Genomic DNA, 24,679 nt, shown 5'->3' with positions numbered 1-24,679 from the left:
CGCCAGGCAGGGACGAGGGGACGCCGCCCCACGGTGGCGGCATTCCCATCCCCGCCCGACGGCGGAAATCCCCGTCCCCGCGCCGTGCGCGGATATCTCCCGTCCCCCGCGCGATGCGCGGCCGCCCCACGCCCCGGCGGGTGGAAATCCCGCCAGTTCCGCCCCGGTAGGGCGGTGAATTTATTTTCTGGACCCAAACAGGTCCCATAAAAGAGGGATGTCTCCATAGAATAAACCCAAAAAGGACCGAAATTGGTCCTTTTGCGGAGGAAAACTATGGAGCAGAAAATTAAACAGAACATTCGGATTGGTGCCAATATCCGCAGACTCCGCACCCAGCGGGGCATCGGGCAGACGGAGCTGGTCCGCCTGCTGCAGCTGGAGGGGGTGGAGATGACCCGGGAGACCCTGGTGAAGATCGAGCGGGGCACCCAGCACATTCTGGCCACCCAGCTCCGGGGCATCCGGGATACCTTGGACACCACCTACGACGAACTTCTGGCGCAGTGGGAGGGCTGACGGCGGCGGAGCGGGTGCTGAACCTGCTGTTCCCGCCGAAATGCCCCTTCTGCGGCAAGGTGCTGGACTGCCCGGGCCTCTGCCCGGCCTGCGAGGCAAAGCTGCCCTGGACCGCGGACGCCGAGGCCCTCCGGGAGCTGGGCGGCGGGCTGCGGTGCGCATCGCCGCTGTGGTATGAGGACTTGGCCCGGGAGGGCCTGCTGCGCTTCAAATTTCAGGGGGCCTCTGCGGCGGCGGAGCCTCTGGGGGAGCTGGTGGCCCGCTGTGCCGCCGAGCATTTCCCCGGGGCCTTTGACACCGTGACCTGGGTGCCGGTGAGCCGGAAGCGCCTGCGGCAGAGGGGGTACGACCAGGCGGAGCTGCTGGCCCGGGCCGCCTGCCGCCTCTGGGGGACGAGGCCCGCGGCCTGCCTGCGCAAGATCAGCCACAACGCCACCCAGTCGGGGCTGACGGAGGCCGCCGCCCGCCGGGCCAACGTGCTGGGCGTCTACGAGGCGGCGGGCGCGGTCCGGGACCGGCGGATTCTCCTCGTGGACGACATCTGTACCACCGGCGCCACCTTGTCGGAGTGCGCCCGGGTTTTGAAGGACTGCGGCGCGGCGGAGGTGGTGTGCGTTACGGTGGCGCTGGCCAGGCCGAAAAAGGTCGGAAAAAGCCGGGAACTGTCAAAGAATGAGGTTGCAATTACATAAATTTGCCGTTATAATAAAATCTGTATGATTGTAAGCGGGAAAACCGTTCATAATAACGTATAGAAAGATCAATGAGGTGGAGTCTATGTCCATGGCAAAGGATATCGGTATCGATCTGGGTACCGCGTCGGTTTTGGTATATGTGCGGGGCAAGGGCATCGTGCTGAATGAGCCCTCCGTGGTGGCGCTGGACAAAAACACCGGCAAGCTGCTGAAGGTGGGCACCGAGGCCCAGGCCATGCTGGGCCGCACCCCCGGCAACATCGTGGCCATCCGCCCCCTGCGGGAGGGCGTCATCTCCGACTACGACATGACGGAGCGGATGCTCAAGGAGTTCATTCACAAGGTGGCCGGGGTCTCCTTTTTCAAGCCCCGGGTCATCATCTGCGTCCCCTCCGGCATCACGGAGGTGGAGGAGCGCGCCGTCATCGACGCGGGCATCCAGGCCGGCGCCCGGAAGGTGTATCTCATCGAGGAGCCCGTGGCCGCGGCCATCGGCGCCGGCATCGACATCGCCAAGCCCGACGGCCACATGGTGGTGGACATCGGCGGCGGCACCGCCGACATCGCGGTGATCTCCCTCTCCGGCGTGGTGGAGTCCGCCTCCATCAAAATCGCCGGCGACCAGCTGAACGAGGCGGTGGTGAAGTACATGCGCCGCAAGCACAACCTGCTGGTGGGCGAGCGCACCGCCGAGGAGATGAAAAAGCAGATCGGCTGTGTCTTCCCCAAGGAAGAGGAGGAGACCATGGACGTGAAGGGCCGCTGCCTGCTGACGGGTCTTCCCAAGGTGGTCACCGTCTCCTCCACGGAGATGATGGACGCCTTCGAGGAGCCGGTGGAGCGGATCATGGAGGCCATCCACTCCGTGCTGGAGCGGACGCCCCCGGAGCTGGTGGCGGACATCTCCACCAACGGCATTGTGATGACCGGCGGCGGCAGCCTGGTCTCCGGCTTCGACAAGCTGGTGACCGCCCGCACCGGTATCCACACGGAGATTGCGGAGGACGCCATCTCCTGCGTGGCCCTGGGCACGGGCAAGAGCTTGGACTCCCTGAACAACATGCAGGACGGCACCATGAACCTCAGCCGCCGCAAGCAGATGAACTGACGACGGGCCGGGGAACGCCCCGGACGAAAAAGAAGAAGGCCCGGAGGGCCTTCTTCTTTTGCCAAACCGCTATAAGGGTGGGGCCTCTTCATTTTCAGTCCTGTCGGGACGCCGCATAGGTCCTGCGCTCCCCCTCCCAGCGGTCCCGGTCCCCATCGGTGAGGGGGCGGAGGACCCGGCAGGGGTTTCCGGCGGCCAGGACGCCGGCGGGCAGGTCCCTGGTCACCACGGAGGCGGCGGCCACCACCGTGCCGTCTCCGATGGAGACACCGGGGAGGACCACCGTGTTGCCGCCGATCCACACGCTGTCGCCGATGGTGATGGGCAGGCCGAATTCCAGCTCCAGGTTCCGGATCTCCGGAACGGTGGGGTGTCCGGCGGTGTAGAGGCACACCCGGGGGCCGAAGAACACATGGTCCCCGATGGTGATGGGGGCCACGTCCAGGAAGATGCAGTCGTAGTTGGCATAGAAATGGCTGCCGATGGAGAGGTTGGCGCCGTAGTCGCAACGGAAGGGCGCCTCAATCCAGCCGCTCTCGCCCAAGTGCCCCAGCAGCGTGCGGAGCAATTGCTCCTGGGTGCGCTGGTAGTCTGGGCGGGTGGGGTCCGCCTGGTTGAAGCGCCAGGTCAGCGCCTGGGCCCGCCGGCGGGCCGCCGTCAGTTCGGCGTCTCCGGCGTTGTAGAGTGCTCCGGAGAGCATCCGGTCTCGTTCCGTCATGGGGGACCTCCTGGTTGTTTTTGGGGGCAGGGGCGCGGCCCGGCGGGGGCCGCCGGGGAATCAGACGCCTTGGGACAGCGGAAGACGGTGCCGTTTTCCAGCAGCGGCCGGGTAGCGTCGGGAAACGTCGCCGTCGCGGTCTGTCCGTCCGCCGTGATGACCCCGCCGATGGGAATTCCGGCGGCATCCGCGGCTGGGAAGAGCCGCCATTTCCCCAACGCCGCCGTCCGGCGTGGTGAGGCGGGTCGACGCCGGGCTGCATGCAGGATTGGCCGGTGCCGTCCCCAGCAATTTCCAGGTTGGGCTCGCCGGTTTCCCAGTCCCGATGTACCGAGCGCCGTCAAAGGGGACCGCGGCGGGAAGCGGCGCCTCCGGGGATGCGGGTTTCTCCCCATCCGCGGCGGCCTCCGTTTCCACAGACGGGCCGTCCGGGGCCTGCTCCCGCGCCGTATGGGTGTAGTCCCCGGCAGCAAGGGGGACCGTCGGCAGGCGCATCGCGGGTTTTCGTGCATCCGCTCCGCTTTTCCCCGGGGCGCCGTGCGGACGGTGTCCTGTTCCGATTTTGCCGGACGGCGCCGCCCCGCCGGAGCAGCTATCTCCCCCATCCTACCACACCGGCCCGGTTTTCTCAAGCCCTTCGCCCCCGCCGCCCCCTTGCAAGTTGCCAGGAGTTTGGCAGATGGAACCCGGTCCCGCCCGCTGCGGGCCGGAGGGCTGCTTGCCCGGGCGGGGCGGAAACCGGCGGGACCTGTTGCGGAAACTACTGTATTTTCTCCGGAAGCGGCGTATACTATCATAGAAAAATTGTGCCCCGACAGGGGCTGCACGGAAGAGGGCGCCGGGAGGCGCATGGAGGTTTTTTATGTACCAATTCAAGCCAGTGACCAAGCAGGACGGCACCAAACTGCGGAAATACTACCAGAACTGCCCATTCGGCCTGTGCGAGTACTCCGTGGGGACCAAGCTGATGTGGCGCCCGGTGCTGCATCCCGCCTGGGCGGAGATCGCCGGGTGCCTGGTGGTGCGCAACGATCACAACGGCCGCTGGGTGTTTGACTATCCCGTTCCCGGCCCGGAGGGGGACGAGGACGCCGCCCTGGAGGCCATCGAGGCCTACTGTCTGGAGAGCGGCGCCATGCCGGTGATCTCCGTGGTGCCGGAGAGCAAGGCGGCCCGGCTGCTGGCCCGGTATCCCTACGTGCGGGTCAGCGACATCCGCACCTGGCGGGACTACGTGTACTACCAGGAGGATTTGCAGCTCTTCGCCGGGCGGCGGTACTCCGGCCAGCGCAACCACATCAAGAAATTCCACACCCAGTGGCCCGATGCGGCGTTCCGCCCTCTGACGGGGAAGGACGAGGCGGTGATCGACCGGTTCTGGGTGGACTACGAGGCGGAGTTTCCCAAGGGGGACAACGCCAAGGCCCGTGACGAGCTGAAGCTGGCCAAGCAGATGCTGAAGATGGCGGGGAAGCCCTGGTTCCTGGCGGGGGGCATGTTCGACGGGGAGAAGCTCATCGCCCTGTCCCTGGCGGAAAAGTGCGGGGACACCCTCATCATCCATATTGAAAAGGCCCTGTATTCCTACACCGGCGTGTATCCCACCCTGGTCCAGACCTTTGCCGGGGCCTTCGGGGAGGGGTGCCGGTGGATCAACCGGGAGGACGACGCGGCGGACCGGGGGCTGCGGACCTCCAAGCTCCAGTACGGCCCCGCCAAGCTGGCGCCCAAATACTGCTTCGAGCCCCAGAACGAGCTGCTGCGCCACGTGACCGCCATCCCGGAGCTGAAGACGGAGCGGCTGACCCTCTCCGCCCTGACGGAGGCGGATATCCCCGCCTACAACGCCCTGGTCCTGGACGGGGAGCGAAACCGCTGGTGGGGCTATGACGACGTGGGCGGCCTGGGGAAGCCGGTGGAGGAGCGGAGCTTCTTCGACGTAGCCCGCCGGGACTTTGAAAACCGGCTGGCGGTGAATTTCGCCGTCCGCCTGGACGGGAAGCTCATCGGCGAGGCGGTGCTGTACCGGTTCGACTGCCGGGGCGGCGCGGAGCTGGGCTGCCGCATCGACCGGGCCTATGCGGGCAACGGCTACGGCACGGAGGCCTTCGCCGCCGTGGCCAACTGGGGGCTCTATCAGGTCCACCTCTCCCGGGTGGTGGCCAAGTGCTACAAGGAGAACCAGTCCTCCGCCCGGATGCTCTCCTCCTGTATGCGCAGGAGTGGGGAGGACGAGACCTTCTTCTACTTTGAAAAGCTGGTATGACCACGGGGAGGGCCCCCGCGGGGGCCCTCCCCGTGGTTCTCGAAAAAATGCCGAGGCATTTTTCGAGAAAACGGCGGCCCACTGCGCGCACTCACTGTGCGCTTACGGCGCACAGTTCGTACACTTGCGGGCCGAGGGGGATGTTCTGCCACGTACACGCCGCGGCAGAACATGATTCTATTTGTTTACACCACTCCGGCAGCGAATCGCCGGAAGACATCTATAACCGCAGGGAGGGTCCCCATGGGGTCCCTCCCTGCTTTGTTGTCGTCAGCCCATCATCCAGCGGTAGAGCACCGCCGCCGCGGCGCCCCAGGTGGCGGGCTGGCCGGGCCGGAGCAGGCCCGCCCCGTCGCCCTGGAACAGCCCGGCCTCCACGGCCCAGGCCAGCGCGGGAGCCGCCTCCGGCGCCGTCTGGTCCCAGTCCGCAAAGTCCGGCGCCGCCCCGGAGGACGCCTCACCGAAGAGGCGGAACAGCGATTGCGCCAGCTCCTGCCGGGTGACGGCCCGGCCCGGCTCCGCCAGTGCCGCCGGGTCCATGAGGGCCTCCTCCGCCGCCCAGGAAAGGGGGGAGGACTCGGTCTCCGGGCTGCCCGCCAGGCGATGGAGGAGGGCGGCCAGGGCCTCCTGGGTCAGAGGCGCCTCGGCGTGGAACGGTTCGTCGCCCTGGAACAGCCCGGCGGCGGTGCAGAGGCGGACTGCCTCCGCCGCCCAATTGTCGGAGAGGTCCCAGGCGGGCAGATGGTAAAGCGTCTGCTCCAGATAGCGGAGGGTGTCCGCGGCGATTTGCTCCACAGCGTCGGGGCGGAGGGGGTTGGAGAGGCCCGCCTCCTCCAGCGCCGCCAGATAGCCCCGGGTCTCCGTCTGGGCGACCAGGGACAGGTAGGTGTCCACGGCGCCGTCGAAATCCGTCAGGGAGCGCCCCAGCAGCTCCAGACTGGACAGGGCGGAGGTGGCGTAGCTGATGTAATAGAAGGGGCTTTCAAAGGTGTGGGAGATCTGCACCCAGTTGTAGGCCTGGTCCCCCGGCGAGGCGTACTGGTAGCCGTACTCGGCGGCCAGCTGGCGGTACAGGCGGTTCATCTCCGGCGCCGTCATGCCGCCGTCCGCGTACACGGCCTGCTGGAACTCGTCCTCCAGGCAGCCGGAGATCACGCCGTCGATCATATCCAGGAGCTCTGCCGCCCGGTAGGCGTCGGCGCCCGCCGCTCCCGCCAATTGTGCGGCAAAGGGCAGCGTCAGCAGTTCCAGCCCCTGGGAGCAGATTTCGGCGGTATCGAAGCAGAGCACGGTATTTGGGCTCAGGGCAGCGTCGGCATAGTGTCCGAACTCATGGATCAGCACCTTTACGTCCCAATAGATGCCCATGGGCCGGTTGAACAGGTAGGCGGAGCCATACGCCGGGAGCGCGTTCGTGAAGCCGACGCTGGACTTGGTGTCCAGGGGGCCGATGTCGCAGAGGTCCTGGTCCCGCATATAGGCGTACACCGCCGCGTATTCGCTGGAAATCTGCTCCACGCAGGGCGCCGCCAGGTCCAGCACCTCCTCCTGGGTCAGGTCCGTCATACCGTCCAGCAGCGACCCGTCCAGCGAGGGGCGGTAGAACAGCACGGCATTCAGCTCCCGGGACAGGGGGACGAAGATCTCCTTCACCGCCTGGTAGAGGGCGGCGGTGTCCGCCGGGGCGTAGTCCCGGTCATAGATTTTCTCGTAGGCGAAGGCGGCGTAGCTGTCGTACCCGTGGGAGGCGGCGTAGCGGTTGCGCAGGGGCACCAGCTCCGCCAGAATGGGCGCGGCGGCGGCGTTCCGGGCCTTGGCGATCTCCGCCGTAATGGCGCCGTACGCCTCGTCGGACAGCGTGCCGTCCAGATAGGCCTCCGCAGCGGCATCCTCCGTAAAGGACCGGCCGTTCCAAACCGCCCGGTAGTCCTGGGTGATTGCCTGCCAGTAGTCGTTGACCAGGGCGGTCTGCTCCTCCAGCATCGCCATCTGCGCCGGGGTGTCCACCAGCATGTCCCGATAGACGTCGGCGTCCGCGCCCAGGGCCTCCTCCAAAAGCGGGGCGCAGCTGCCCGCCAGAAGGGCCTGGGTGGCGGCAGTGTAGTCGTTGAAGGCCTGGTTGATGAGGCTGTCCCAGCCCATGTACGCGTCTCCATAGGCGGCGGCGTCCCGATAGTAGTCCAGAGTGCAGAAGATATAGGCTGTCTCCAAGCGCTGGTAGGCCTCATCCAGGTCCGTCCAGAGGGCGAAGAGCGTCTGGTCCGGGGCGTCCGCGCCGGCGGCGTCCAGAGCCGCAAGGGCCTGGCCGAACGCGGCGGTGTCCGCCCGCTCCCAGTCCCGGTCCGCCAGGGGCACCGGCTCCGGGAAGGCGTCAAAGACCGCCGTCTCCCGGGCCTGGACCGCCGGGACCAGCAGCGCGGCGGACAGGCACAGGGCCAGCAGCAGCGACAGGGGCTGTTTCCAATGTTGTTTCATAGAGTGGCCTCCCCTTACAATGTGAAAGAATTCCTGTAAAGAGCATACCACCCTTTCCGCCCGGGGTCAAGGAACCCCGGGCCCTCCGGGCAGAGAAAACGGGGAGAGGCGCGCACCCGGCGGTGCGCGCCTCTCCCCGTATCATGTCCAGACGGTCTCCCGGCGGTTCGCCGCCGGAGCGGCGAAGGGAGATGAAATCCGCTTCTTCCGCGGCGTGTGCGCGGCGGAGGCAACTGCCCGGCCCGCCGGCGGGCGGACCGCGGGCCGCAGCCCAATCAGAGCAGCCCGGCAGGCGCAGGGACAGCCGTCCCGGGCGTCAGCTGTCCCAATGGATTTCCCGCTGGGGACGGACGTCCACGTTCATGATGTCCTTGGCGTCGTAGAACTGCAAGTACCGCTGCCTGGAATAGCGCAGGGTGGTGCCATCGGGGTGGAGCCGGTCGCAGATGACGGCGCTGATGTCCTTTTTGATGTAGCTGAAGCTCTCAATGCCCACGGAGGCAAAGACCCGGAAGCCCTGGGACTGGAGATACCGGAAGATGGGGCCGGTGGTCTGCCAGTCGTTGCCGTCGGGGCGCTCCCCGTGGGGGTAGAAGAGGATGGCGGTCTCGCCCACCAGGCTCCCCACCTCGTCGAACCACCGCTGGGTGTCTGCCTGGATCACCTCCATGGACCGGCTGCCCCCCAGGCGGATGTGGCCGAAGGTGTGGCTGCCGAAGGTCCAGCCGGTGCGCTTGAGCTCCGCAATGATGGGCTTCACCGCCTCCCGCTCCCGCTGGCGGTTGGCCTCATGCCCGGCGGAGGTGTCCTCCCGCTCCGTCATGGTCCGGTAGCCCAGAATGCCCTCGTAGCCCGTCAGGGAGAGGCAGCCCTTGGCGCCGAAGGGGGAGAAGTCCGGGTGGGCCTCCACAAACTTGTCCAGAATGGGAATGGCGTCCAGGTCCCGGCTGATTACCTCGTTTCCCTGGGGGTCCTTGCCCCAGGAGGCGATCTTTCCGTCCTCACCCAGGATGAGCTTGTAGGTGAAGCCGTTTTCCAGCATGTAGGGGTAGTAGTTGGTGTCGTCGAAGGAGAGGATCAGGGGCTTTTTCCCCTCCGGCAGGTAGAGGGTGTTCCGCACCATGTGGGGCTGGCCGTCCTCACCGGTGGTCTCGCTCCACACGTCGGCGATGTCCACCAGGACGTAGCCCTTGTCGTAGACGCTCTGGAGGATGCTGTTGTACTCGTCCACCGTCACCATGTAGTCGTCGATGCCGTTGGCCTGGGCGTCGCCGTCAAAGGCCAGCTCCGGGTAGGCCACCACCGGGTGGAAGAACAGGTGCTCCACCACGCCGTCCCAGGCGGCGTAGGTCACGCCGTCCCGAGCGGCGCCCGCCGGCATCACCGTGGGGTCGGAGATCTGATAGGGCTCCGGCTCGGGGGCGGGGGCCTCCTCCGGGGGAGCGGGGACTTCGGCAGGCGGCGGCGTCTCCTCCTCCGGCGGGGCGGCAGCGGCACCGCAGGCGGGGAGGGTGAACAGCAGCGCCAGGGCAAGCAGGGCAGCGGGCAAACGTGGCATAGCAGTCGGGTCCTTTCCGTCGAAATTCTGATAAAAACAGTATATCAGGTCTTTTGGCGGAAAGAAGAACAAAAAAATGACAAAAGAGGAACGGACTGGTGTCCGTTCCTCCAATTCAGCGCTTGTCGCCGGGCTTGAAGAGCAGGGCCATCACCACGCCGAATACCACCGCCGCCGCGATGCCGCCTGCGGTGGCGGTGAGGCCGCCGGTGAAAACGCCCAGCCAGCCCTGCTGGGCGGTGGCCTCCCGCACGCCCTTGGCCAGGGCGTGGCCAAAGCCGGTGAGGGGCACCGTGGCCCCGGCGCCGCCCCACTGGGCGATGGGCTCGTACAGCCCCAGGGCGCTGAGCAGGACGCCCGCCACCACGTAGCCCGTCAGAATGCGGGCGGGGGTCAGCGGGGTTTTGTCGATGAGGATTTGGCCGATGGCGCAGAGGATGCCGCCGCAGAGGAATGCGTTGAGATACTCCATAGAAGACGCCTCCCGGTTGATTTCTGGAATCAGTTTTTCCCAAACCCGCCGGAATATGCAAATCCGGTGTCGGAGGGGAAAGGGCCGCCCCGGCTCACCGCTCCGCCGAGAGGCAGACCACGTGGCACACGGAGGGGATGGACTCGCCCTGGAAGCTGGAGGTGGGGGAGAGGAGGGCGCCGGTGGGGGCGAAGAGGATGCGGCGCCACCGGCCCCGGCGCAGCTCCGTCAGGAGATAGCCGTTCAGCACGGAGGCGGAGCAGCCGCAGCCGGAGGCCCCGGCGTGCATATCCTGCTTCTCCCGGTCGTAGAGCAGCAGCCCGCAGTCCTGAAACCGCTCCCCCAGGTCGATGCCGTCCCGGGAGAAGAAGTCCCGGACGATGGCGTGGCCCAGCTCCCCCAGGTCGCCTGTGATGATGAGGTCGTAGTCCGGGGGCTTGGTGCCGGTCTCGTGGAAGAAGGCGGCCAGGCTGGCGTAGGCGGCGGGGGCCATGGCGGCGCCCATGTTGTTGGCGTCGGTGATGCCCTTGTCCACGATCTTCCCGCAGGTGACGTGGGTGACGTAGGGCCCGGGGCCGTCCTCCGCCAGGATGGTGCAGCCGGCGGCGGTGGCGGTCCACTGGGCGGTGGGGGTCCGCTGGCTGCCGTAGGGCACCGGCATGCGGTACTGCCGCTCGGCGGTGCAGAAGTGGGAGCTGGTCATGGCGGCGATCTTGCCGGCGAAGCCGCCGTCGATCAGCAGCGCCGCCAGGGACAGCGACTCGCCCATGGTGGAGCAGGCGCCGTACAGCCCGTAGAAGGGGATGCCGAAGTCCCGCAGGCCGAAGGAGGAGCCGATGCACTGGTTCAGAAGGTCTCCCGCCAGGACGTAGTCCAGGTCCCGGGGCTTCAGCTTCGCCTGATCCAGCGCCCGCTGGAGGACCCGTTTTTGCATGGTGGATTCCGCCTTCTCCCAGGTCTTCTCCCCGAAAAAGGCGTCGTCGCTCAGCTCGTCAAAATACGTTGCCAGGGGTCCCTGGCCCTCGAACTTGCCGCCGATGTTGGCGAAGGAGAGGACGGAGGGGGGATGGGCCAGGGCGACGGTCTGCCGGCCCAGTCGTTTGTCGTTCATGGAGGCCACCTCGTTTTGATGGATTTTCCATAGGATTTCCCAAAGCGGCGAAAATATGAAGGCCCGGCGGCAAATTCTGCCGCCGGGCCGGTGCGTTTGGCAAAACGGGGCGTCCGCCGCCCCCGCTCAGGTGTAGGACTGCTCCACGTTCACCACCGCGTAGTAGTTGCCGTCCAGCGCCCGGACGGCGGTTTTGATCTTGGAGGCCACCTCCTCGTCGCTGAGGCGGAAGCCGAAGGGCACCACCGCGTCGAAGATGACGTTGGTGTGGGTGGGGCCGCTCACCATGCGGAAGTCGTGGATGTTGATGGCGTCGTCGATGCAGTGGACCAGGTCCGCCACCCGCCGCCGGGTCTCCTCGGTCACGCCGTCGTCGGTCACCACCGGGTCCATGTGGATCACGGCGTCGCAGCCCAGCTTCTCCCGCAGCTCCTTTTCCACGTTGTCGATCTCGTCGTGGAGCTCCAGCACGTTTCCCGAGGCGGAGACCTCGGCGTGGAGGGAGATCATCACCCGGCCGGGGCCGTAGTCGTGGACGATGAGGTCGTGGATGCCGATGATGGCGGGGTGGGCCAGCACCAGCTCCCGAATGCGGTTTACCAGTGCCGGGGTGGGCGGGGTGCCCAGCAGAGGGTCGACGGTGTCCCGGGCGGCGTTGTAGCCGGACCAGAGGATGAAGGCCGCCACCAAAATGCCGCACCAGCCGTCGATCATCAGGCCGGTGAACCGGCCCACCAGGGTGGCGATCAGCACCGCCAGGGTGGCGACGCTGTCGCTGAGGGAGTCGGCGGCGGTGGCCAGCATGGCGCCGGAGGAGAAGCGCTTGCCCAGCCGCCGGTTGTACAGGGCCATGTAGAGCTTCACGGCGATGGAGGCGCACAGAATGGCCAGCACCAGCGGCCCGGACTCCACCGGCACCGGGTGGAGGATCTTGTCCAGGGAGGACTTGCCCAGCTCAAAGCCCATCAGCAGGATCAGCATGGACACCGCCAGGCCGGACAGGTATTCGATGCGCCCGTGGCCGAAGGGGTGGTGGACGTCGGGCTTCTGGCCCGCCAGCTGGAAGCCCAGCAGCGTCACGAAGGAGCTGCCCGCGTCGGAGAGGTTGTTGAAGGCGTCGGCGGTGATGGCGATGGAGCCGGAGAGGGTGCCCGCGAAGAACTTTCCGCAGAACAGCAGCACGTTCAGCCCGATGCCCACGGCGCCGCAGAGAATGCCGTAGGCCTTGCGGAGCTCCGGTTCCGGTCTGCTGCCGGGCTTGATGAGAAGCTGCGCCAGCAAAGAGATCATGATGAATTCTTCCTTTCTGTTGGACGGGCCGCCGGGGCGGCGCTGCCATCAGATTGATGCCCCGCCCCACCGGGGCGGGGCGCGGGGGCTTATTTTCCGGGGAGGAGGAGCCGCATGTGGCAGCAAAGGTCGTCCAGGTCCCGGTCCGTGGCGGCGGGCACGCGCAGCTTGGCGCCGCAGTCCCGGCAGATCAGGTCCACGGCGGCGCGGCGGATTTCCATGCCATAGCGCTTGCTGCCGCAGGCGCAGGTGATGCCGTCCGGGCGGGCGGCGATCTCCTTGAGCTCCGAGAGGACCTCGTACATGATTACATTGTCCACGAAGGCCTCCGGCGCCTCGCCCTGCTGCTTCTCCTTCTCCGCCAGCACGGACAGCTCCCGGAGGTTTTTCTCCACGGTCCCCTCGGGGCCGATGAAGCAGCAGAACTGCTTGGTGGCCGCGCAGCCCAGGGCGGTGGCGCCGCGGAGTACCCGGTCCGGCCCGCAGAGGGCCATGTGGGTCTCGCCGCAGAGGCCGCAGGGGACGTAAATCCGGTAGTTCCGCCCGTCGAAGTCCGTCCGCAGGACGCTCTCGCCGCAGGAGCAGGCGATCTCCGCGTCGGAGGCCTCCAGGGCGAACACGGAGCGGCTGCCCATCACCGGTTTGCCGCACTTGGGGCAGAGGTAGCCGAAGGTCCGCATTTCCTCGCTCATATTGATACACCTCATTTGTGGAGTTTCAGAACCTATATTATAGCACCGGAAATTGGGTTTGTCGAGACGGCGGCGCCCCTCTTTTTTCCAGGGCGCCGGGAGCCGTCCGCCCCTCCCGGCGCGCAGAGAAGGCGGAGACCCGCCCGGCCGGGCGGGTCCCCTTCTCCCGTCCCTCCCGTTGTGTACCGGCTTTTGTGATGCCGCCTTCCTCTTAGCACATCGCGGGACGGCGCACAATGGAAATGGAGCCGCGGCGGCGCCCCGCGTCCCCTCTTGCAGGCGGCGCCGTTTCCCGCTATAATAAGGTCTGCTGAATAGACCGCGCGGCGATGCCGCGTTTATGGAATGCAGCCGTATACCAACAGGCGGCTTTTCAAAAGCTGCCTGTGAAGCGCAGGTTTTTGCAAACGCGGAAAGTCCTTGCGCTTGAACAACGCCGAACGCCTTGAGGGCCAAGACTTCCGGCGTTGTCCGGCACGCGGTATCATTTCATTGCATCAGGAGAGGAGGTCCCGCCGTGCAGACCGTGGGCCGTTTCGCCCCATCCCCCAGCGGGCGCATCCATCTGGGAAATATCCTCTGCTGCCTGCTCGCCTGGCTCTCCGCCCGGCAGAAGGGCGGCCGGGTGGTGCTGCGCATCGAGGACCTGGACACCGCCCGCTGCCCCCGGCGCTACGCGGACCAGATGGTGGAGGACCTGCGGTGGCTGGGCCTTGTGTGGGACGAGGGGCCGGAGGTGGGGGGGCCGGAGGCACCCTATTACCAGAGCCTGCGCACCGCCCGCTACCAGGCGGCCCTGGAGAAGCTGGAGGCCATGGGGCTGGTGTACCCCTGCTTCTGCACCCGGGCGGAGCTCCACGCCGCCAGCGCCCCCCACCGGGGGGACGGCCAGGTACTCTACGCCGGGACCTGCCGCGGCCTGACGCCGGAGCAGGCGGCGCAGCGGGCCCGCACCCGGACCCCGGCCCTGCGGCTGCGGGTGCCGGCGGAGCGCTGGGCCTTCACCGACGGCCACCTGGGGGCCTATGGGGAGAACCTGGCGGAGGCGTGCGGGGACTTTCTCCTGCGCCGGTCCGACGGCATGTTCGCCTACCAGCTGGCGGTGGTGGCGGACGACGCCGCCATGGGGGTGACGGAGGTGGTCCGGGGGGCGGATCTGCTGGACTCCACCCCCCGGCAGCTGTACCTCTACCACCTGCTGGGCCTGCCCGCCCCGGCCTTTTATCACTTCCCCCTGCTGCTCTCCCCGGAGGGGCGGCGCCTCTCCAAGCGGGACGCCGACGCGGGGCTGGACCGCCTCCGGGGCCGGGCCGGGGCGGCGGAGGTGCTGGGGAAGCTGGCCTACCTGGCGGGCTTCAACCCCTCGGCGTCGCCCCGGACGGCGGAGGCGCTGCTGGCGGATTTTGACTGGGATAAGGTGCCCCGGGCGGACATCCGCCTGCCGGAGGGCCTGTTTTGACCGGGGCGGCGGCGCGGCCTTTCCGCGGACTGATATGAGACGAGACACAGGCCTTCGGCCTGTGTCTCGTCTCATATGGCTTTACTCCGGCATCCGCATCTGGCAGCCGGGGACGGGGACCTCCGGCATTAGCTCCTGGCTGACGATGGTGAGCATCTCCTCCAGCTTGGCGCACTCCTCCGGGGAGAAGCGGGCCGCGATCCGGTCCATCACCTCCACCATGTAGCTGGTGGAGATATTGTAGTAGTCCACGTATTTCTGGGTGACCTCCAGGTGGTACTCCCGGCGGTCGTCGGGGGACTGGACCTTGTGGAGATACCCCTTTTTCACCAGGCTGTTCACCTTGTAGGCCGCGTTGGGCGGGGAGATGCGCATGAAGGTGGCGAACTCGTTCACCGTGGGGCTGCCCAGGGCCTGGATGGTCTCCATGCAGAAGGTCTCCACCGTGGTGAGACTGGCCTCCCGGTCCTGGAAGCGCTGAAAAATCTCCTGGTAGAAGTGGAGCTTAAATTTGGTGTACACGTCAAAAAAAATGTCTTTCAGCATCGTTCCGCCTCCCGGCTTTCTGCATTGTTCTCTGGTATGGCAGGAGTTGGGGAGACCGTCGGATCACTCCGCGCCGATGGCGAAGGTCAGCTCCGCCGTGCAGGCCACCTCGCCATTCACCGTGGCCTTGCACTCCCCGATGCCCACGGGGCCGCGGCGCTTGGTCAGGACGCACTCCATCTCCAGCACGTCGCCGGGGATGACCTTCCGCTTGAACCGGGCGTTTTTCACGCCGCCGAACAGGGCGATTTTCCCCTTGTTCTCCGGCAGGGACAAAATGGCCACGGCGCCCACCTGGGCCAGGGCCTCCAAAATCAGCACGCCGGGCAGGACGTGCTGCTGGGGGAAGTGGCCGCAGAACACCGGCTCGCCCATGCTGACGCATTTGATGCCCTTGGCCCACTGGCCCGGCTCGTAGTCGGTGATCCGGTCCACCAGGGCGAAGGGGTAGCGGTGGGGCAGGATTTCCGCGATCTGATTGGAGTTCAGTTCCATCTCACGCCTCCCACTTCTTCAGCAGCAGGCTGCCGTTGTGGCCGCCGAAGCCCAGGGAGTTGGACAGGGCGTAGGTCACGTCGGCCTTCCGTCCAGTGCCGGGCACCACGTCCAGATCGCATGCCTCGTCGGGCACCCGGTAGTTGATGGTGGCGGGGAGGAAGCCGTCTTGCAGCGTCAGGGCGGTGAAGATGGCCTCCACGGCGCCGGCGGCGCCCAGCATGTGGCCGGTCATGGACTTGGTGGAGCTGATGGCCAGGCGGTAGGCGTGCTCCCCGAACACCGTCTTGACGGCGGAGGTCTCCCCGGCGTCGTTTAAGTGGGTGGAGGTGCCGTGGGCGTTGATGTAGCCCACCGCCTCCGGGGCGGCGCCGCCGTCCGCCAGGGCCAGGGCCATGGCCTTGGCGCCGCCGCTGCCGTCGGGCAGGGGGGCGGTCATGTGGTAGGCGTCGCAGGTGGCGCCGTAGCCCACGATCTCCGCATAAATCCTGGCGCCCCGGGCCAGGGCGTGGTCCAGCTCCTCCAGCAGCAGCACGCCCGCGCCCTCGCCCAGGACAAAGCCGCTGCGCTCCAGGTCGAAGGGAATGGAGGCCCGGGCGGGGTCCTCGGTCTGGGCCAGGGCCTTCATGGAGGTGAAGCCGCCGATGGCCAGGGGGGTGACGCTGGATTCCGCGCCGCCGCAGAGCATCACTTCTGCGTAGCCGTCCCGGATGTAGTGGAAGGCGTCGCCCACGGCGTTGGTGCCGCCGGCGCAGGCGGTGACGGGGCAGGAGCACATGCCCCGGAAGCCGGTGTCGATGGCCACGCGGCCGGCGGCCATGTTGCAGATGCCGGTGGGGATATAGAAGGGGGAGACCCGGTCCCAGCCCTTCTCCTTGCCCTTGTCGTGCTCGGCCTCGGTGATGGAGAGGCCGCCGATGCCGCTGGAGATGATGACGCCGCAGCGGTCGGGGTCGGCCGCCTGGATGTCGAAGGCCGCGTCGGCCATCGCCTCCCGGGCGGAGACCACGGCAAATTGGGTGAAGCGGCCCATGCGCTTGGCCTCCTGCTTGCCCAGCAGGGCGTCGGCGTCGAAGCCCTTAACCTCGGCGGCCAGCTTCACCTTCATGGAAGAGGCGTCGAACTGGGTAATGGGCGCCACGCCGCACACGCCGTCCTTCACGGCCTGCCAGCTTTCGGTTGCGGTGAGGCCAACGGGGGTGACGGCCCCCAGGCCGGTGATGACGACTCTGCGTCGTTCCATAGTGTACCTCCTAGAAGTGAGAATGTCAGAGATCCCCCTCGCGGGGGGCGCTGGAGACCGGCGGCTGCGCGCCGGGCGGAGGCGGGGGAAGTTACATGCTCATCCCGCCGTCCACGGCCAGTACCTGGCCGGTGACGTACCCGGCCTCGTCGCTGGCCAGGAAGGCCACCGCCCGGGCCACGTCCTCCGCGGCCCCCAGCCGCCCCATGGGGATGGCGGCCTGGGTGGCGGTTTTGGCGGCCTCCGGCATGGCGGCGGTCATGTCCGTCTCGATGAAGCCGGGAGCCACCGCGTTGACGGTGACGCCCCGGGAGGCCAGCTCCTTGGCCAGGGACTTGGTCATGCCCACCACGCCGGCCTTGCTGGCGGCATAGTTCACCTGCCCGGCGTTGCCCCGCAGGCCCACCACGCTGGACAGGTTCACGATCCGGCCGCTCCGCTGGCGCATCATCTGTCGGGCCACCGCCTTCATGCACAGAAAGGTGCCCTTCAGGTTGGTGGCCGTCACGGCGTCGAAGTCCTCTTCCTTCATGGTCATCAGCAGGCCGTCCCGGGTGATGCCGGCGTTGTTCACCAGAATGTCCACCCGGCCGAAGGCGGCCAGGGCGGCGTCCATCATGGCCTTCACCTGGGCGCTGTCCGCCACGTCGCACTGCACGGCCATGGCCTTGGCCCCCAGCGCCTCGCAGGCGGATACGGTCTCCTGGGCGGCGGAGGCGTTGCCGGCGTAGCACAGCACCACGTTGGCGCCGCCCTTTGCCAGCTCCAGGCACACGGCCCGGCCGATGCCCCGGCTGCCGCCGGTGACCACGGCGGTCTTATTGGAAAAATCCATCATCCGTTCTCCTTTACCAGCTGCACCAGGGCCTCCACGTCCGCCGCGGTCTCCACGGCGTGGACGGGCATCTCCGGCGCGGTTTTCTTCACAAAGCCGCTGAGGGCCTTGCCGGGGCCGATCTCCACCAGGGCGTCCAGGCCCATGGCGGCCAGGCGGCGGATGGAGTCCTCCATATACACGCTGCTCTGGACCTGGCGGACCAGCAGCTCCGGAATGGCGGTCTCGTCTCCCTTCACGTCGCCCAGGCAGTTGAACACCACCGGAATGGCGGGGGCGGCGAAGTCCACGCCCTGGAAATACGCCTGGAGGGCGTCCCCGGCGGGGGCCATCAGGGGGGTGTGGAAGGGGCCGCTGACCTTCAGCGGCAGGCATCGCTTGGCGCCCCGCTCCTTGGCCAGGGCGGCGGCCTGTTCCACGGCGGCCTTCTCGCCGCCGATCACCAGCTGCCCGGGGCAGTTGTAGTTGGCGATGACCACGCAGCCCAGGGGCGCGGCCTCCTCGCAGGCAGCTTGAAGGGGTTCCCGGTCCAGGCCCAGGACCGCCATCATGGCGCTCTCCCGGCCTGCGGCGGCGTCCTCCATGGCCCGGCCCCGGAAGGCCACCAGGCGAATGGCGGTGGCGGCGTCGAAGACGCCGGCGGCGTGGAGGGCGGAGTACTCGCCCAGGGACAGCCCGGCGGCGGCGGCGGGGACGATGCCCCGCTCCCGCAGCACGGCGGTGAGCCCGGCGGCGAAAGCCACCATGCAGGGCTGGGTGTACCGGGTCTGATTCAAAACGCCCCGGCTGTCGGTGAAGGAGACCTCCTTCAGGTCAAAGTCCACCGGGGCGCCGTCAATCACGGCGCGGAAGGCGGGAAACGCCTCGTACAGGTCCGCCCCCATCCCGGGGTGCTGGCTGCCCTGTCCGGCGTATAGGAAACCGAGCTTCATGGCGCGGCCCTCCATTCTCTCATGATTTGCTCCATCTGCTCCGGCACCGTGGAGAGGGTGTTCACCTCTCCGGCGCCCGCGCCGCAGAAAAAGAGTCCGTTCTCCCAGTCCCCCTCCACCGCGGCGATCAGCGCCTTGGAGATGCAGTAGGGGGCGGTTTTGCAGTCGCAGACGGTGAGGCAGCGGCTGCAAGTGGCTATCCGGGGCTGGGAACCGGCCTCCACCCGCTGGATCAGGGGACTGTGCAGCGCCCGGCCCGGCATGCCCACGGGGCTTTGGACGATGGTCACGTCCTCGCCGCGGGCGCGGAGCAGCGCCTGCTTGTAGCCGTCGCGGGCGTCGCACTCCTCCGTGGCGATGAACCGGGTGGCAAACTGGGCCCCGGCGGCCCCGGCGTCGGTGTAGCGGCGCATCTCGCCGCCGTTTTTCACGCCTCCGGCCACAAAGACCGGGATGTCCCGGCCGTACTGCTCCCGGAAGGGGGCCAGGGCCTCCAGCACCTCCCGCAGGAGGTCCGAGAGGGGCTTGGACCGCCCCGCCTGGGCCTCCCGGGCCTCCTCCTTGGAGAAGCCCAGGTGCCCCCCGGCCAGGGGGCCCTCCAGCACCACGAAGTCCGGCACGCGGCGGTAGTGCTTATCCCACAGCTTGCAGATGAGGCCCGCCGCCCGGCCGCCGCTGACGACGGGGGCGATGGCGGCGTCGCTCTCCGGCACCTCCGCTGCGATGGCGGGCAGGTCCCGGGGCAGCCCCGCGCCGCATACCACCGCGTCCACCCCCGCCCGGAGGGCGGTACGGATGCTGTCGGCGTACTGGGTGGTGGCCACCATGGCGTTGATGGCCACCAGGCCTGCGCCGCGGGCCAGCTCCTTGGCCCGGCGGACCTGGGCGGCCAGGGCCCGCAGGTTGGCGCCCTTGGGGTCGGCGGCGAAGTCCGGCTCCCGGAAGCCGCACATGGCGGTGGAGATGGTGCCCATGCCGCCGCAGGCGGCCACGGCGCCGGCCAGCCGGTCCAGGCTGACCCCCACGCCCATGCCGCCCTGTACAATCGGAAGGGGGAGGGATTTCCCCCGAATCATCACTGCCATGCTCTGCCGGTTGCCTCCAAAACGGTCTGGCCGCCGCCGAACAGCTCCTCCAGAATCTGGCGGACGGGCTTGATCTCGTGGAGCATGCCGGCCACCTGGCCGCTCATGACGCTGCCGGTCTCCATATCGCCGTCGAACACGGCCCGGCGGAGGCCGCCCAGGGTCACGTGCTCCAGCTCCTCCAGGGTGGCGCCCTCTTTTTCCAGGCTGAGGTACTTCCGGGTCATCTTGTTTTTCAGGCACCGCACCGGCCCGCCCACGCTGCGGCCGGTTACCACGGTGTCGCTGTCCTTGGCGTTGAGGATGGCCTGCTTGTAGTTCTCGTGAATGGGGCACTCCACGCTGGCAAGCAGGCAGGTGCCCACCTGGACGCCGCAGGCGCCCAGGGCCAGGGCCGCGGCCATCTGCCGCCCGTCGGCGATGCCGCCGGCGGCCACCACCGGCACGTCCACCGCGTCGATGATCTGGGGCACCAGGGCCATGGTGGTCATCTCGCCCACGTGGCCGCCGGACTCCGTGCCCTCGGCGATGAAGGCGTCCACGCCGTAGCGGGAGAGGCGCCGGGCCAGGGCCGCGGCGGCCACCACCGGCAGCACCTTGATGCCGGCGTCCTTCCAGGCGGGGATGTACTTGCCGGGATTGCCGGCGCCGGTGGTCACCACCTGCACCTGCTCCTCGATGAGGATGTTCGCCATCTCCTCCACGCAGGGGTTCATCAGCATCAGGTTCACGCCGAAGGGCTTGTCCGTCCGCTCCCGGCAGACGCGGATTTGCTGGCGCAGAAGCCCGGCCTCCCGCATGCCGCCGGTGCCGATCATACCCAGGGCGCCGGCGTTGGAGCAGGCGGCGGCGAATTCGCCGGTGGCGATGTTGGCCATGCCGCCCTGGATGATGGGGAACTCGGTCCCCAGGAGCTCGTTCAATTTCTTCATGGAGTATCCTCTCTTGCCTTACGCAAATTCAATCAGCGCGCCGCCCCAGGTGAGGCCGCCGCCGAAGGCCACCACCAGCATCCGGCTGCCGGGGCCGATTCTGCCCTGGTCCTCCAGCTCGCTGAGCACCAGCGGGACGCTGGCGGCGGCGGTGTTGCCGTATTCGTCGATGTTTTTGTAGTATTTCTCCGGCGGGATGCGGTACTTGCGCACCGCCAGGTCGATGATGCGGGCGTTGGCCTGGTGGAAGACGAAGAAATCCACGTCCTCCGCGGTCTTGCCCGCCTTCTCCAGCACGGCGTCCATGCAGGCGGGCACCGTCTCCACGGCGAACTTGAAGACCTTGGTGCCCTCCATGGAGATGAAGCCCCGCTCGCCGGTCTCAATGCCCGGCAGGCGCAGAAGCTCGTCGTCCCCCCGGCTGCCCAGCACCGCGCCGATGGAGGGCCAGCCCTCCCGGCACTCCACCACCGCGGCGGCGGCGCCGTCCCCGAAGAGGATGCAGGTGCCCCGGTCGTCCCAGTTGATGGTGCGGCTCAGCACCTCCGCCCCCACCACCAGGCCGTATTTCCGGGGGGAGGCGTTCAGCAGGCACTCCATGGTGTGGAGGGCGAAGAGGAAGCCGGTGCAGGCGGCGTTCAGGTCAAAGCAGGGGATGTCCTCCGGCAGCCCCAGATCCCGCTGGAGCAGGCACGCGGCGGAGGGCACGATGGTGTCCGCCGACACGGTGGCCACAATGCACGCGCCGATGTCCGCGGGGGAGATGCCCGCCCGCTCCAGGGCCCGGCGGGCGGCGCCGGTGCACAGGGCGATGTGGCTTTCCCCGCCGGTGCAGTGGTGGCGGTGGCGGATGCCGGTGCGGGTGGTGATCCACTCGTCGTTGGTGTCCACGATTTTGGCGAGGTCCTCGTTTGTGACCAGGTGCTCGGGGACGCAGCGGCCGGTGCCACGGATTTTGATGCCGTTCATGGCTCCTCCTTCTGGGGAGCGGCCGCCCCCATCTTTCTGAATTTCTGGTAGCGGGCGGCGGCCAGGGCGGCGCCGCTCTCCTTGGAGAGGGCGGCCAGGTGCCGCCGCAGGCAGCGGTCGATCTGGCGGATGGCCTGGACGGGGGCGGTGTGGGCGCCGCCCTCCGGCTCCGGAATGATGTCGTCGATGACGCCCAGGCGCATCAGGTCCGGGGCCGTCAGCTTCATCAGCTCGCAGGCCTCGGCGCTGCGGCCGGCGTCCTTCCACAGGATGGAGGCAAACCCCTCCGGGGAGAGGATGGCGTACACCGCGTTTTCCAGCATGAGCACCCGGTTGGCCACGCCCAGCGCCAGGGCGCCGCCGCTGTTGCCCTCGCCGGTGACGACGGCGATGACGGGGACGGTGAGGCGGCTCATCTCCAGCAGGTTCCGGGCGATGGCCTCCCCCTGGCCCCGGGCCTCGGCCTCCAGGCCGGGATAGGCGCCGGAGGTGTCGATGAAGGTGAGGACGGGGCGGCGGAACTTCTCCGCCTGGCGCATCAGCCGCAGGGCCTTGCGGTAGCCCTCCGGGTTGGGCATGCCGAAGTTGCACTGGAGGTTCTCCTCCAGAGTCTTGCCCTTCCGGGTGCCGATGACGGTGACGCTCTGGCCGTGGTACGACGCCACGCCGCCCAGGATGGCGGCGTCCTCGCCGCACAGGCGGTCGCCCTTCTGCTCAAAAAAGTCGGTGAACAGGCCGTCGATCAAGTCGGTGATATTGGGCCGCTGGGGGTTTCGGGCGATGGCCACCCGCTCCGCGGCGGTGAGCTGATTCATGGGCGGCCTCCTTTCTCATGGAGAAGCAGGAGCCGGGCCAGGGTCTCCCGCAATTGCGCTCTGGGCACCACCGCGTCCACGAAGCCGTGGGCCTCCTGGTACTCCGCGCGCTGGAAGCCCTCGGGCAGCGTCTCGCCGATGGTCTGCTGAATCACCCGGGGGCCGGCAAAGCCGATGAGGGCGCCGGGCTCCGCCAGGATGATGTCGCCCAGGGAGGCGAAGCTGGCGGTGACGCCGCCGGTGGTGGGGTCCGTCAAGACGGAGATGTAGAGCAGGCCCCTGTCGGAAAACCGGGCCAGGGCGGCGCTGGTCTTGGCCATCTGCATCAAGGACAAAATCCCCTCCTGCATCCGGGCGCCGCCGCTGGCGGCGAAGAGGATGAGGGGGAGCTTGTTTTTGGCGGCGTATTCAATGGCCAGGGTGATCTTCTCCCCCACGGCGGCGCTCATGCTGCCCATGAGGAAGCGGCTGTCCAGCACGCCCACCACGCACCGCCGCCCGCCAATGGCGCCGGTGGCGGTGACGGCGGCCTCCGTGAGGCCGGTTTTGCGCTGGGCGGCGTCCTGCTTGGCCCGGTAGCCGGGGAAGGACAGGGGGTCCGCCGCCGGGTATTTCTCGTTCAGCTCCCGGAAGGAGCCGGGGTCCAGAATGGTGCTGAGGCGGTAGTACCCGCCGATGGGCCAGTGGTAGCCGCACTTGGGGCAAACCGACAGCCCCTCGGCCACGGCCTTCCGCTCGCTCTCCTGCCCGCACTTGGGGCAGGTGGTCAGCTTGTCGCCGGGAACGTAGTTGTCCCGGATGGCCTTCATGGCCAGAAGCCGGGCCCGGCGCTTGGCGAAAATGCTGTTCATACGCCCTCCTCACGTTCCCCTACCCGGCGGCTGAAGTCCAGCAGCTCGGGCAGGTGCTCGTCCAGGAAGGCCGTGGTGCAGCCGCCCCGGACGAAAATGGGATGGTACAGAATCTGGTAGCTCAGCTCCGCGTTGGTGGGGAAGCCCTCCAGAGCGAACTCCTCCAGGCAGCGGCGCATCTTGCGGATGGCCTCCAGCCGGGTGGGGGCGTGGACCAGGAGCTTCGCCGCCATGGAGTCGTAGTAGGGGGAGAGCTGGCAGCCGTTGTACAGACAGGAGTCCACCCGGACCCCGGCGCCGCCGGGGAAGTGGAGGAAGTCCACCTGGCCGGGGCAGGGCTGGAAGTTCTTCGCCGGGTCCTCCGCGTTGATGCGGCACTCGATGGCGTGGCCCTCCAGGCGCACTGCCTCCTGGGCGATGTCCAGGGACAGCCCGGAGGCCACCCGCAGCTGCTGGCGCACCAAATCCACCCCGGTGATCAGCTCGGTGATGCCGTGCTCCACCTGGATGCGGGTGTTCATCTCCATAAAATAGAAGTGGGTCCCGTCGGCGTCCAGCAGGAACTCCACGGTGCCGGCGCCCTCGTACCCCACGGCCCGGGCCGCCCGGACGGCGGCCTGGCCCATCTCGTCGCGCAGCGCCGGCGTCAGGCACCGGGCGGGGGCCTCCTCGATGAGCTTCTGGTTGCGCCGCTGCACGGAGCAGTCCCGGTCCCCCAGGTGGATCACGTTGCCGTGGCGGTCCGCCAGCACCTGGAACTCAATGTGCCGGGGGGAGAGGACCAGCTTCTCCAGATACATCTCGTCGTCGCCGAAGCACGCCTTGGCCTCGGCCTTGGCCTCGGCAAACGCGGCGGGCAGCACCGCCGCGCTGTCGCAGCGGCGGATTCCCCGGCCGCCGCCGCCGGCGCTGGCCTTCAGCAGCACCGGGTAGCCCACGGTCTCCGCTGCCGCCAGGGCGGCCTCCACGCTGTCCACCGGCCCGTCGGAGCCGGGGGTGGTGGGGACGCCCGCCGCCTTCATCAGGTCCCGGGCGGCGGACTTGGAGCCGGCCTTGCGGATGGTGTCGCCGGAGGGGCCGATGAACACCAGCCCCGCGGCGGCGCAGGCGTCGGCAAAGTCGGCGTTTTCAGACAGGAAGCCGTAGCCGGGGTGGACGGCGTCGCAGCCGGTGGCCCGGGCCGCCGTCAGCAGGGCGTCCTGGTTGAGGTAGCTCTCGCTGGCCTTGGCGGGGCCGATGCACACCGCCTGGGTGGCCAGCTGGACGTGGAGGGCCTCCGCGTCCGCCTGGGAATAGGCGGCCACGGTCTCGATGTCCATCTCCCGGCAGGCCCGCAGCACCCGCAGGGCGATCTCGCCCCGGTTGGCGATCAAAACCCGCTTCAGCATGGCCGGTAGCGCAGCAGCGCCTCGCCGAAGGCGGCCAGCTCGCCGTCGGCCTTCAGCACGGCCTCAATCACGCAGTCGCAGGGGGCGGGGACCTCGCTCATCATCTTCATGGCCTCGATGAGGCAGACGGTCTGGCCTTTTTTCACCCGGTCGCCCACGGAGACGAAGGGGGGCTGGTCCGGTGCCGGGGCGGCGTAGAAGGTGCCCACCAGTGGCGCGGTGATG

24 protein-coding genes are annotated in these 24,679 nt (G+C 68.1%); 5 read left to right on the top strand and 19 right to left on the bottom strand.

What is annotated here, in order from left to right; translation table 11 throughout:
- The first annotated feature begins 276 nt into the window (after positions 1-276).
- From QZS21_RS04255 to mreB, 3 genes are all read left to right on the top strand, one after another.
- On the top strand, positions 277-519 hold the full coding sequence (locus QZS21_RS04255) for a helix-turn-helix domain-containing protein (protein WP_295580647.1): 243 nt from the start codon (positions 277-279) through the stop codon (positions 517-519).
- Positions 507-1,211, top strand: coding sequence for a ComF family protein (locus QZS21_RS04250; RefSeq protein ID WP_295580646.1), 705 nt, complete (start codon positions 507-509; stop codon positions 1,209-1,211). Before QZS21_RS04255 ends, QZS21_RS04250 begins: the two co-directional genes overlap by 13 nt.
- Before the next feature lie 85 nt (positions 1,212-1,296).
- Positions 1,297-2,322, top strand: a complete 1,026-nt coding sequence (gene mreB, locus QZS21_RS04245) for a rod shape-determining protein (RefSeq protein ID WP_295580644.1) — start codon at positions 1,297-1,299, stop codon at positions 2,320-2,322.
- A gap of 94 nt (positions 2,323-2,416) precedes the next feature.
- Here the strand turns inward: mreB and QZS21_RS04240 are convergent, their stop codons facing one another.
- Positions 2,417-3,040, bottom strand: coding sequence for a sugar O-acetyltransferase (locus tag QZS21_RS04240; RefSeq protein ID WP_295580642.1), 624 nt, complete (start codon positions 3,038-3,040; stop codon positions 2,417-2,419).
- An 862-nt stretch (positions 3,041-3,902) separates the two neighbouring features.
- Here QZS21_RS04240 and QZS21_RS04235 point away from each other — a divergent pair.
- The gene (locus QZS21_RS04235) at positions 3,903-5,306 is read left to right on the top strand and encodes a GNAT family N-acetyltransferase (protein ID WP_295580640.1); all 1,404 of its coding nucleotides are present in this window, start codon (positions 3,903-3,905) and stop codon (positions 5,304-5,306) included.
- Positions 5,307-5,576: 270 nt separating this feature from the next.
- Here QZS21_RS04235 and QZS21_RS04230 read toward each other — a convergent pair whose 3' ends face one another.
- The 6 genes from QZS21_RS04230 to QZS21_RS04205 form a co-directional block, all read right to left on the bottom strand.
- Positions 5,577-7,781 carry an S-layer homology domain-containing protein gene (locus tag QZS21_RS04230; RefSeq protein ID WP_295580639.1) on the bottom strand — a complete coding sequence of 735 codons (2,205 nt, stop codon included), beginning with the start codon at positions 7,779-7,781 and terminating at the stop codon, positions 5,577-5,579.
- Positions 7,782-8,097: 316 nt separating this feature from the next.
- Positions 8,098-9,339, bottom strand: a complete 1,242-nt coding sequence (locus QZS21_RS04225; protein WP_295580637.1) for a hydrolase — start codon at positions 9,337-9,339, stop codon at positions 8,098-8,100.
- A gap of 115 nt (positions 9,340-9,454) precedes the next feature.
- Entirely contained in the window at positions 9,455-9,811 is a 357-nt protein-coding gene (gene spoVAE / locus QZS21_RS04220; RefSeq protein ID WP_295580635.1) for a stage V sporulation protein AE, read from the bottom strand.
- A gap of 94 nt (positions 9,812-9,905) precedes the next feature.
- On the bottom strand, positions 9,906-10,922 hold the full coding sequence (gene spoVAD / locus QZS21_RS04215) for a stage V sporulation protein AD (RefSeq protein WP_295580632.1): 1,017 nt from the start codon (positions 10,920-10,922) through the stop codon (positions 9,906-9,908).
- A gap of 126 nt (positions 10,923-11,048) precedes the next feature.
- Positions 11,049-12,212 (bottom strand): cation diffusion facilitator family transporter, encoded by a 1,164-nt coding sequence (locus tag QZS21_RS04210; RefSeq protein WP_295580630.1) that lies wholly within the window; start codon positions 12,210-12,212, stop codon positions 11,049-11,051.
- A gap of 89 nt (positions 12,213-12,301) precedes the next feature.
- A complete protein-coding gene (locus QZS21_RS04205; protein ID WP_295580628.1) occupies positions 12,302-12,904 on the bottom strand; it encodes a hypothetical protein in 603 nt (200 codons plus the stop codon).
- Positions 12,905-13,421: 517 nt separating this feature from the next.
- On the opposite strand from QZS21_RS04205, the gene gluQRS reads away from it, so the two are divergent.
- A complete protein-coding gene (gluQRS, locus tag QZS21_RS04200; RefSeq protein WP_295580626.1) occupies positions 13,422-14,363 on the top strand; it encodes a tRNA glutamyl-Q(34) synthetase GluQRS in 942 nt (313 codons plus the stop codon).
- 81 nt (positions 14,364-14,444) lie between these two features.
- Here gluQRS and QZS21_RS04195 read toward each other — a convergent pair whose 3' ends face one another.
- The 12 genes from QZS21_RS04195 to QZS21_RS04140 form a co-directional block, all read right to left on the bottom strand.
- Entirely contained in the window at positions 14,445-14,909 is a 465-nt protein-coding gene (locus QZS21_RS04195) for a MarR family winged helix-turn-helix transcriptional regulator (RefSeq protein WP_295580624.1), read from the bottom strand.
- 63 nt (positions 14,910-14,972) lie between these two features.
- Positions 14,973-15,404 (bottom strand): 3-hydroxyacyl-ACP dehydratase FabZ, encoded by a 432-nt coding sequence (fabZ, locus tag QZS21_RS04190; RefSeq protein WP_295580622.1) that lies wholly within the window; start codon positions 15,402-15,404, stop codon positions 14,973-14,975.
- Position 15,405: 1 nt separating this feature from the next.
- Entirely contained in the window at positions 15,406-16,647 is a 1,242-nt protein-coding gene (gene fabF, locus QZS21_RS04185) for a beta-ketoacyl-ACP synthase II (protein ID WP_295580620.1), read from the bottom strand.
- Positions 16,648-16,738: 91 nt separating this feature from the next.
- Positions 16,739-17,482: a 3-oxoacyl-[acyl-carrier-protein] reductase gene (gene fabG / locus QZS21_RS04180; protein ID WP_295580618.1), complete on the bottom strand. Its 744-nt coding sequence runs from the start codon at positions 17,480-17,482 to the stop codon at positions 16,739-16,741.
- A complete protein-coding gene (gene fabD / locus QZS21_RS04175) occupies positions 17,482-18,414 on the bottom strand; it encodes an ACP S-malonyltransferase (RefSeq protein ID WP_295580616.1) in 933 nt (310 codons plus the stop codon). The genes fabG and fabD overlap by 1 nt, the downstream gene beginning before the upstream one ends.
- Positions 18,411-19,499, bottom strand: a complete 1,089-nt coding sequence (locus QZS21_RS04170; RefSeq protein WP_295580614.1) for a nitronate monooxygenase family protein — start codon at positions 19,497-19,499, stop codon at positions 18,411-18,413. Before QZS21_RS04170 ends, fabD begins: the two co-directional genes overlap by 4 nt.
- Complete coding sequence (locus QZS21_RS04165; RefSeq protein ID WP_295580612.1) at positions 19,490-20,431, bottom strand: nitronate monooxygenase; 942 nt, start codon at positions 20,429-20,431, stop codon at positions 19,490-19,492. Before QZS21_RS04165 ends, QZS21_RS04170 begins: the two co-directional genes overlap by 10 nt.
- A gap of 18 nt (positions 20,432-20,449) precedes the next feature.
- On the bottom strand, positions 20,450-21,400 hold the full coding sequence (locus tag QZS21_RS04160) for a beta-ketoacyl-ACP synthase III (protein WP_295580610.1): 951 nt from the start codon (positions 21,398-21,400) through the stop codon (positions 20,450-20,452).
- Positions 21,397-22,215, bottom strand: coding sequence for an acetyl-CoA carboxylase carboxyltransferase subunit alpha (locus tag QZS21_RS04155; protein ID WP_295580608.1), 819 nt, complete (start codon positions 22,213-22,215; stop codon positions 21,397-21,399). Before QZS21_RS04155 ends, QZS21_RS04160 begins: the two co-directional genes overlap by 4 nt.
- Positions 22,212-23,066: an acetyl-CoA carboxylase, carboxyltransferase subunit beta gene (accD, locus tag QZS21_RS04150; RefSeq protein ID WP_295580606.1), complete on the bottom strand. Its 855-nt coding sequence runs from the start codon at positions 23,064-23,066 to the stop codon at positions 22,212-22,214. Before accD ends, QZS21_RS04155 begins: the two co-directional genes overlap by 4 nt.
- Positions 23,063-24,454 (bottom strand): acetyl-CoA carboxylase biotin carboxylase subunit, encoded by a 1,392-nt coding sequence (gene accC, locus QZS21_RS04145; RefSeq protein ID WP_295580604.1) that lies wholly within the window; start codon positions 24,452-24,454, stop codon positions 23,063-23,065. Before accC ends, accD begins: the two co-directional genes overlap by 4 nt.
- Positions 24,448-24,679 (bottom strand): biotin/lipoyl-containing protein (locus QZS21_RS04140; RefSeq protein WP_295580602.1); only part of this gene is annotated, 232 nt, incomplete at its 5' end. The genes accC and QZS21_RS04140, both read right to left, overlap by 7 nt.

Source organism: uncultured Oscillibacter sp., from assembly GCF_900544955.1.
GTDB lineage: Bacteria > Bacillota > Clostridia > Oscillospirales > Oscillospiraceae > Oscillibacter.
Note: the sequence above shows the minus strand (reverse complement) of the source record. Positions and strands in the feature narration are given on the sequence as shown.

Excerpts from the sequence above, each read along its gene's own strand:
- QZS21_RS04165 (WP_295580612.1), bottom strand. The coding sequence starts at position 20,431 with ATGAAGAAATTGAACGAGCTCCTGGGGACCGAGTTCCCCATCATCCAG.
- QZS21_RS04170 (WP_295580614.1), bottom strand. The coding sequence starts at position 19,499 with ATGGCAGTGATGATTCGGGGGAAATCCCTCCCCCTTCCGATTGTACAG.
- QZS21_RS04210 (WP_295580630.1), bottom strand. The coding sequence starts at position 12,212 with ATGATCTCTTTGCTGGCGCAGCTTCTCATCAAGCCCGGCAGCAGACCG.
- QZS21_RS04235 (WP_295580640.1), top strand. The coding sequence starts at position 3,903 with ATGTACCAATTCAAGCCAGTGACCAAGCAGGACGGCACCAAACTGCGG.
- QZS21_RS04205 (WP_295580628.1), bottom strand. The coding sequence starts at position 12,904 with ATGAGCGAGGAAATGCGGACCTTCGGCTACCTCTGCCCCAAGTGCGGC.
- QZS21_RS04225 (WP_295580637.1), bottom strand. The coding sequence starts at position 9,339 with ATGCCACGTTTGCCCGCTGCCCTGCTTGCCCTGGCGCTGCTGTTCACC.
- accC (WP_295580604.1), bottom strand. The coding sequence starts at position 24,454 with ATGCTGAAGCGGGTTTTGATCGCCAACCGGGGCGAGATCGCCCTGCGG.
- QZS21_RS04155 (WP_295580608.1), bottom strand. The coding sequence starts at position 22,215 with ATGAATCAGCTCACCGCCGCGGAGCGGGTGGCCATCGCCCGAAACCCC.
- mreB (WP_295580644.1), top strand. The coding sequence starts at position 1,297 with ATGTCCATGGCAAAGGATATCGGTATCGATCTGGGTACCGCGTCGGTT.
- fabZ (WP_295580622.1), bottom strand. The coding sequence starts at position 15,404 with ATGGAACTGAACTCCAATCAGATCGCGGAAATCCTGCCCCACCGCTAC.
- spoVAE (WP_295580635.1), bottom strand. The coding sequence starts at position 9,811 with ATGGAGTATCTCAACGCATTCCTCTGCGGCGGCATCCTCTGCGCCATC.
- fabG (WP_295580618.1), bottom strand. The coding sequence starts at position 17,482 with ATGGATTTTTCCAATAAGACCGCCGTGGTCACCGGCGGCAGCCGGGGC.
- spoVAD (WP_295580632.1), bottom strand. The coding sequence starts at position 10,922 with ATGAACGACAAACGACTGGGCCGGCAGACCGTCGCCCTGGCCCATCCC.
- QZS21_RS04160 (WP_295580610.1), bottom strand. The coding sequence starts at position 21,400 with ATGAACGGCATCAAAATCCGTGGCACCGGCCGCTGCGTCCCCGAGCAC.
- QZS21_RS04255 (WP_295580647.1), top strand. The coding sequence starts at position 277 with ATGGAGCAGAAAATTAAACAGAACATTCGGATTGGTGCCAATATCCGC.
- fabD (WP_295580616.1), bottom strand. The coding sequence starts at position 18,414 with ATGAAGCTCGGTTTCCTATACGCCGGACAGGGCAGCCAGCACCCCGGG.
- QZS21_RS04240 (WP_295580642.1), bottom strand. The coding sequence starts at position 3,040 with ATGACGGAACGAGACCGGATGCTCTCCGGAGCACTCTACAACGCCGGA.
- accD (WP_295580606.1), bottom strand. The coding sequence starts at position 23,066 with ATGAACAGCATTTTCGCCAAGCGCCGGGCCCGGCTTCTGGCCATGAAG.
- QZS21_RS04230 (WP_295580639.1), bottom strand. The coding sequence starts at position 7,781 with ATGAAACAACATTGGAAACAGCCCCTGTCGCTGCTGCTGGCCCTGTGC.
- fabF (WP_295580620.1), bottom strand. The coding sequence starts at position 16,647 with ATGGAACGACGCAGAGTCGTCATCACCGGCCTGGGGGCCGTCACCCCC.
- QZS21_RS04195 (WP_295580624.1), bottom strand. The coding sequence starts at position 14,909 with ATGCTGAAAGACATTTTTTTTGACGTGTACACCAAATTTAAGCTCCAC.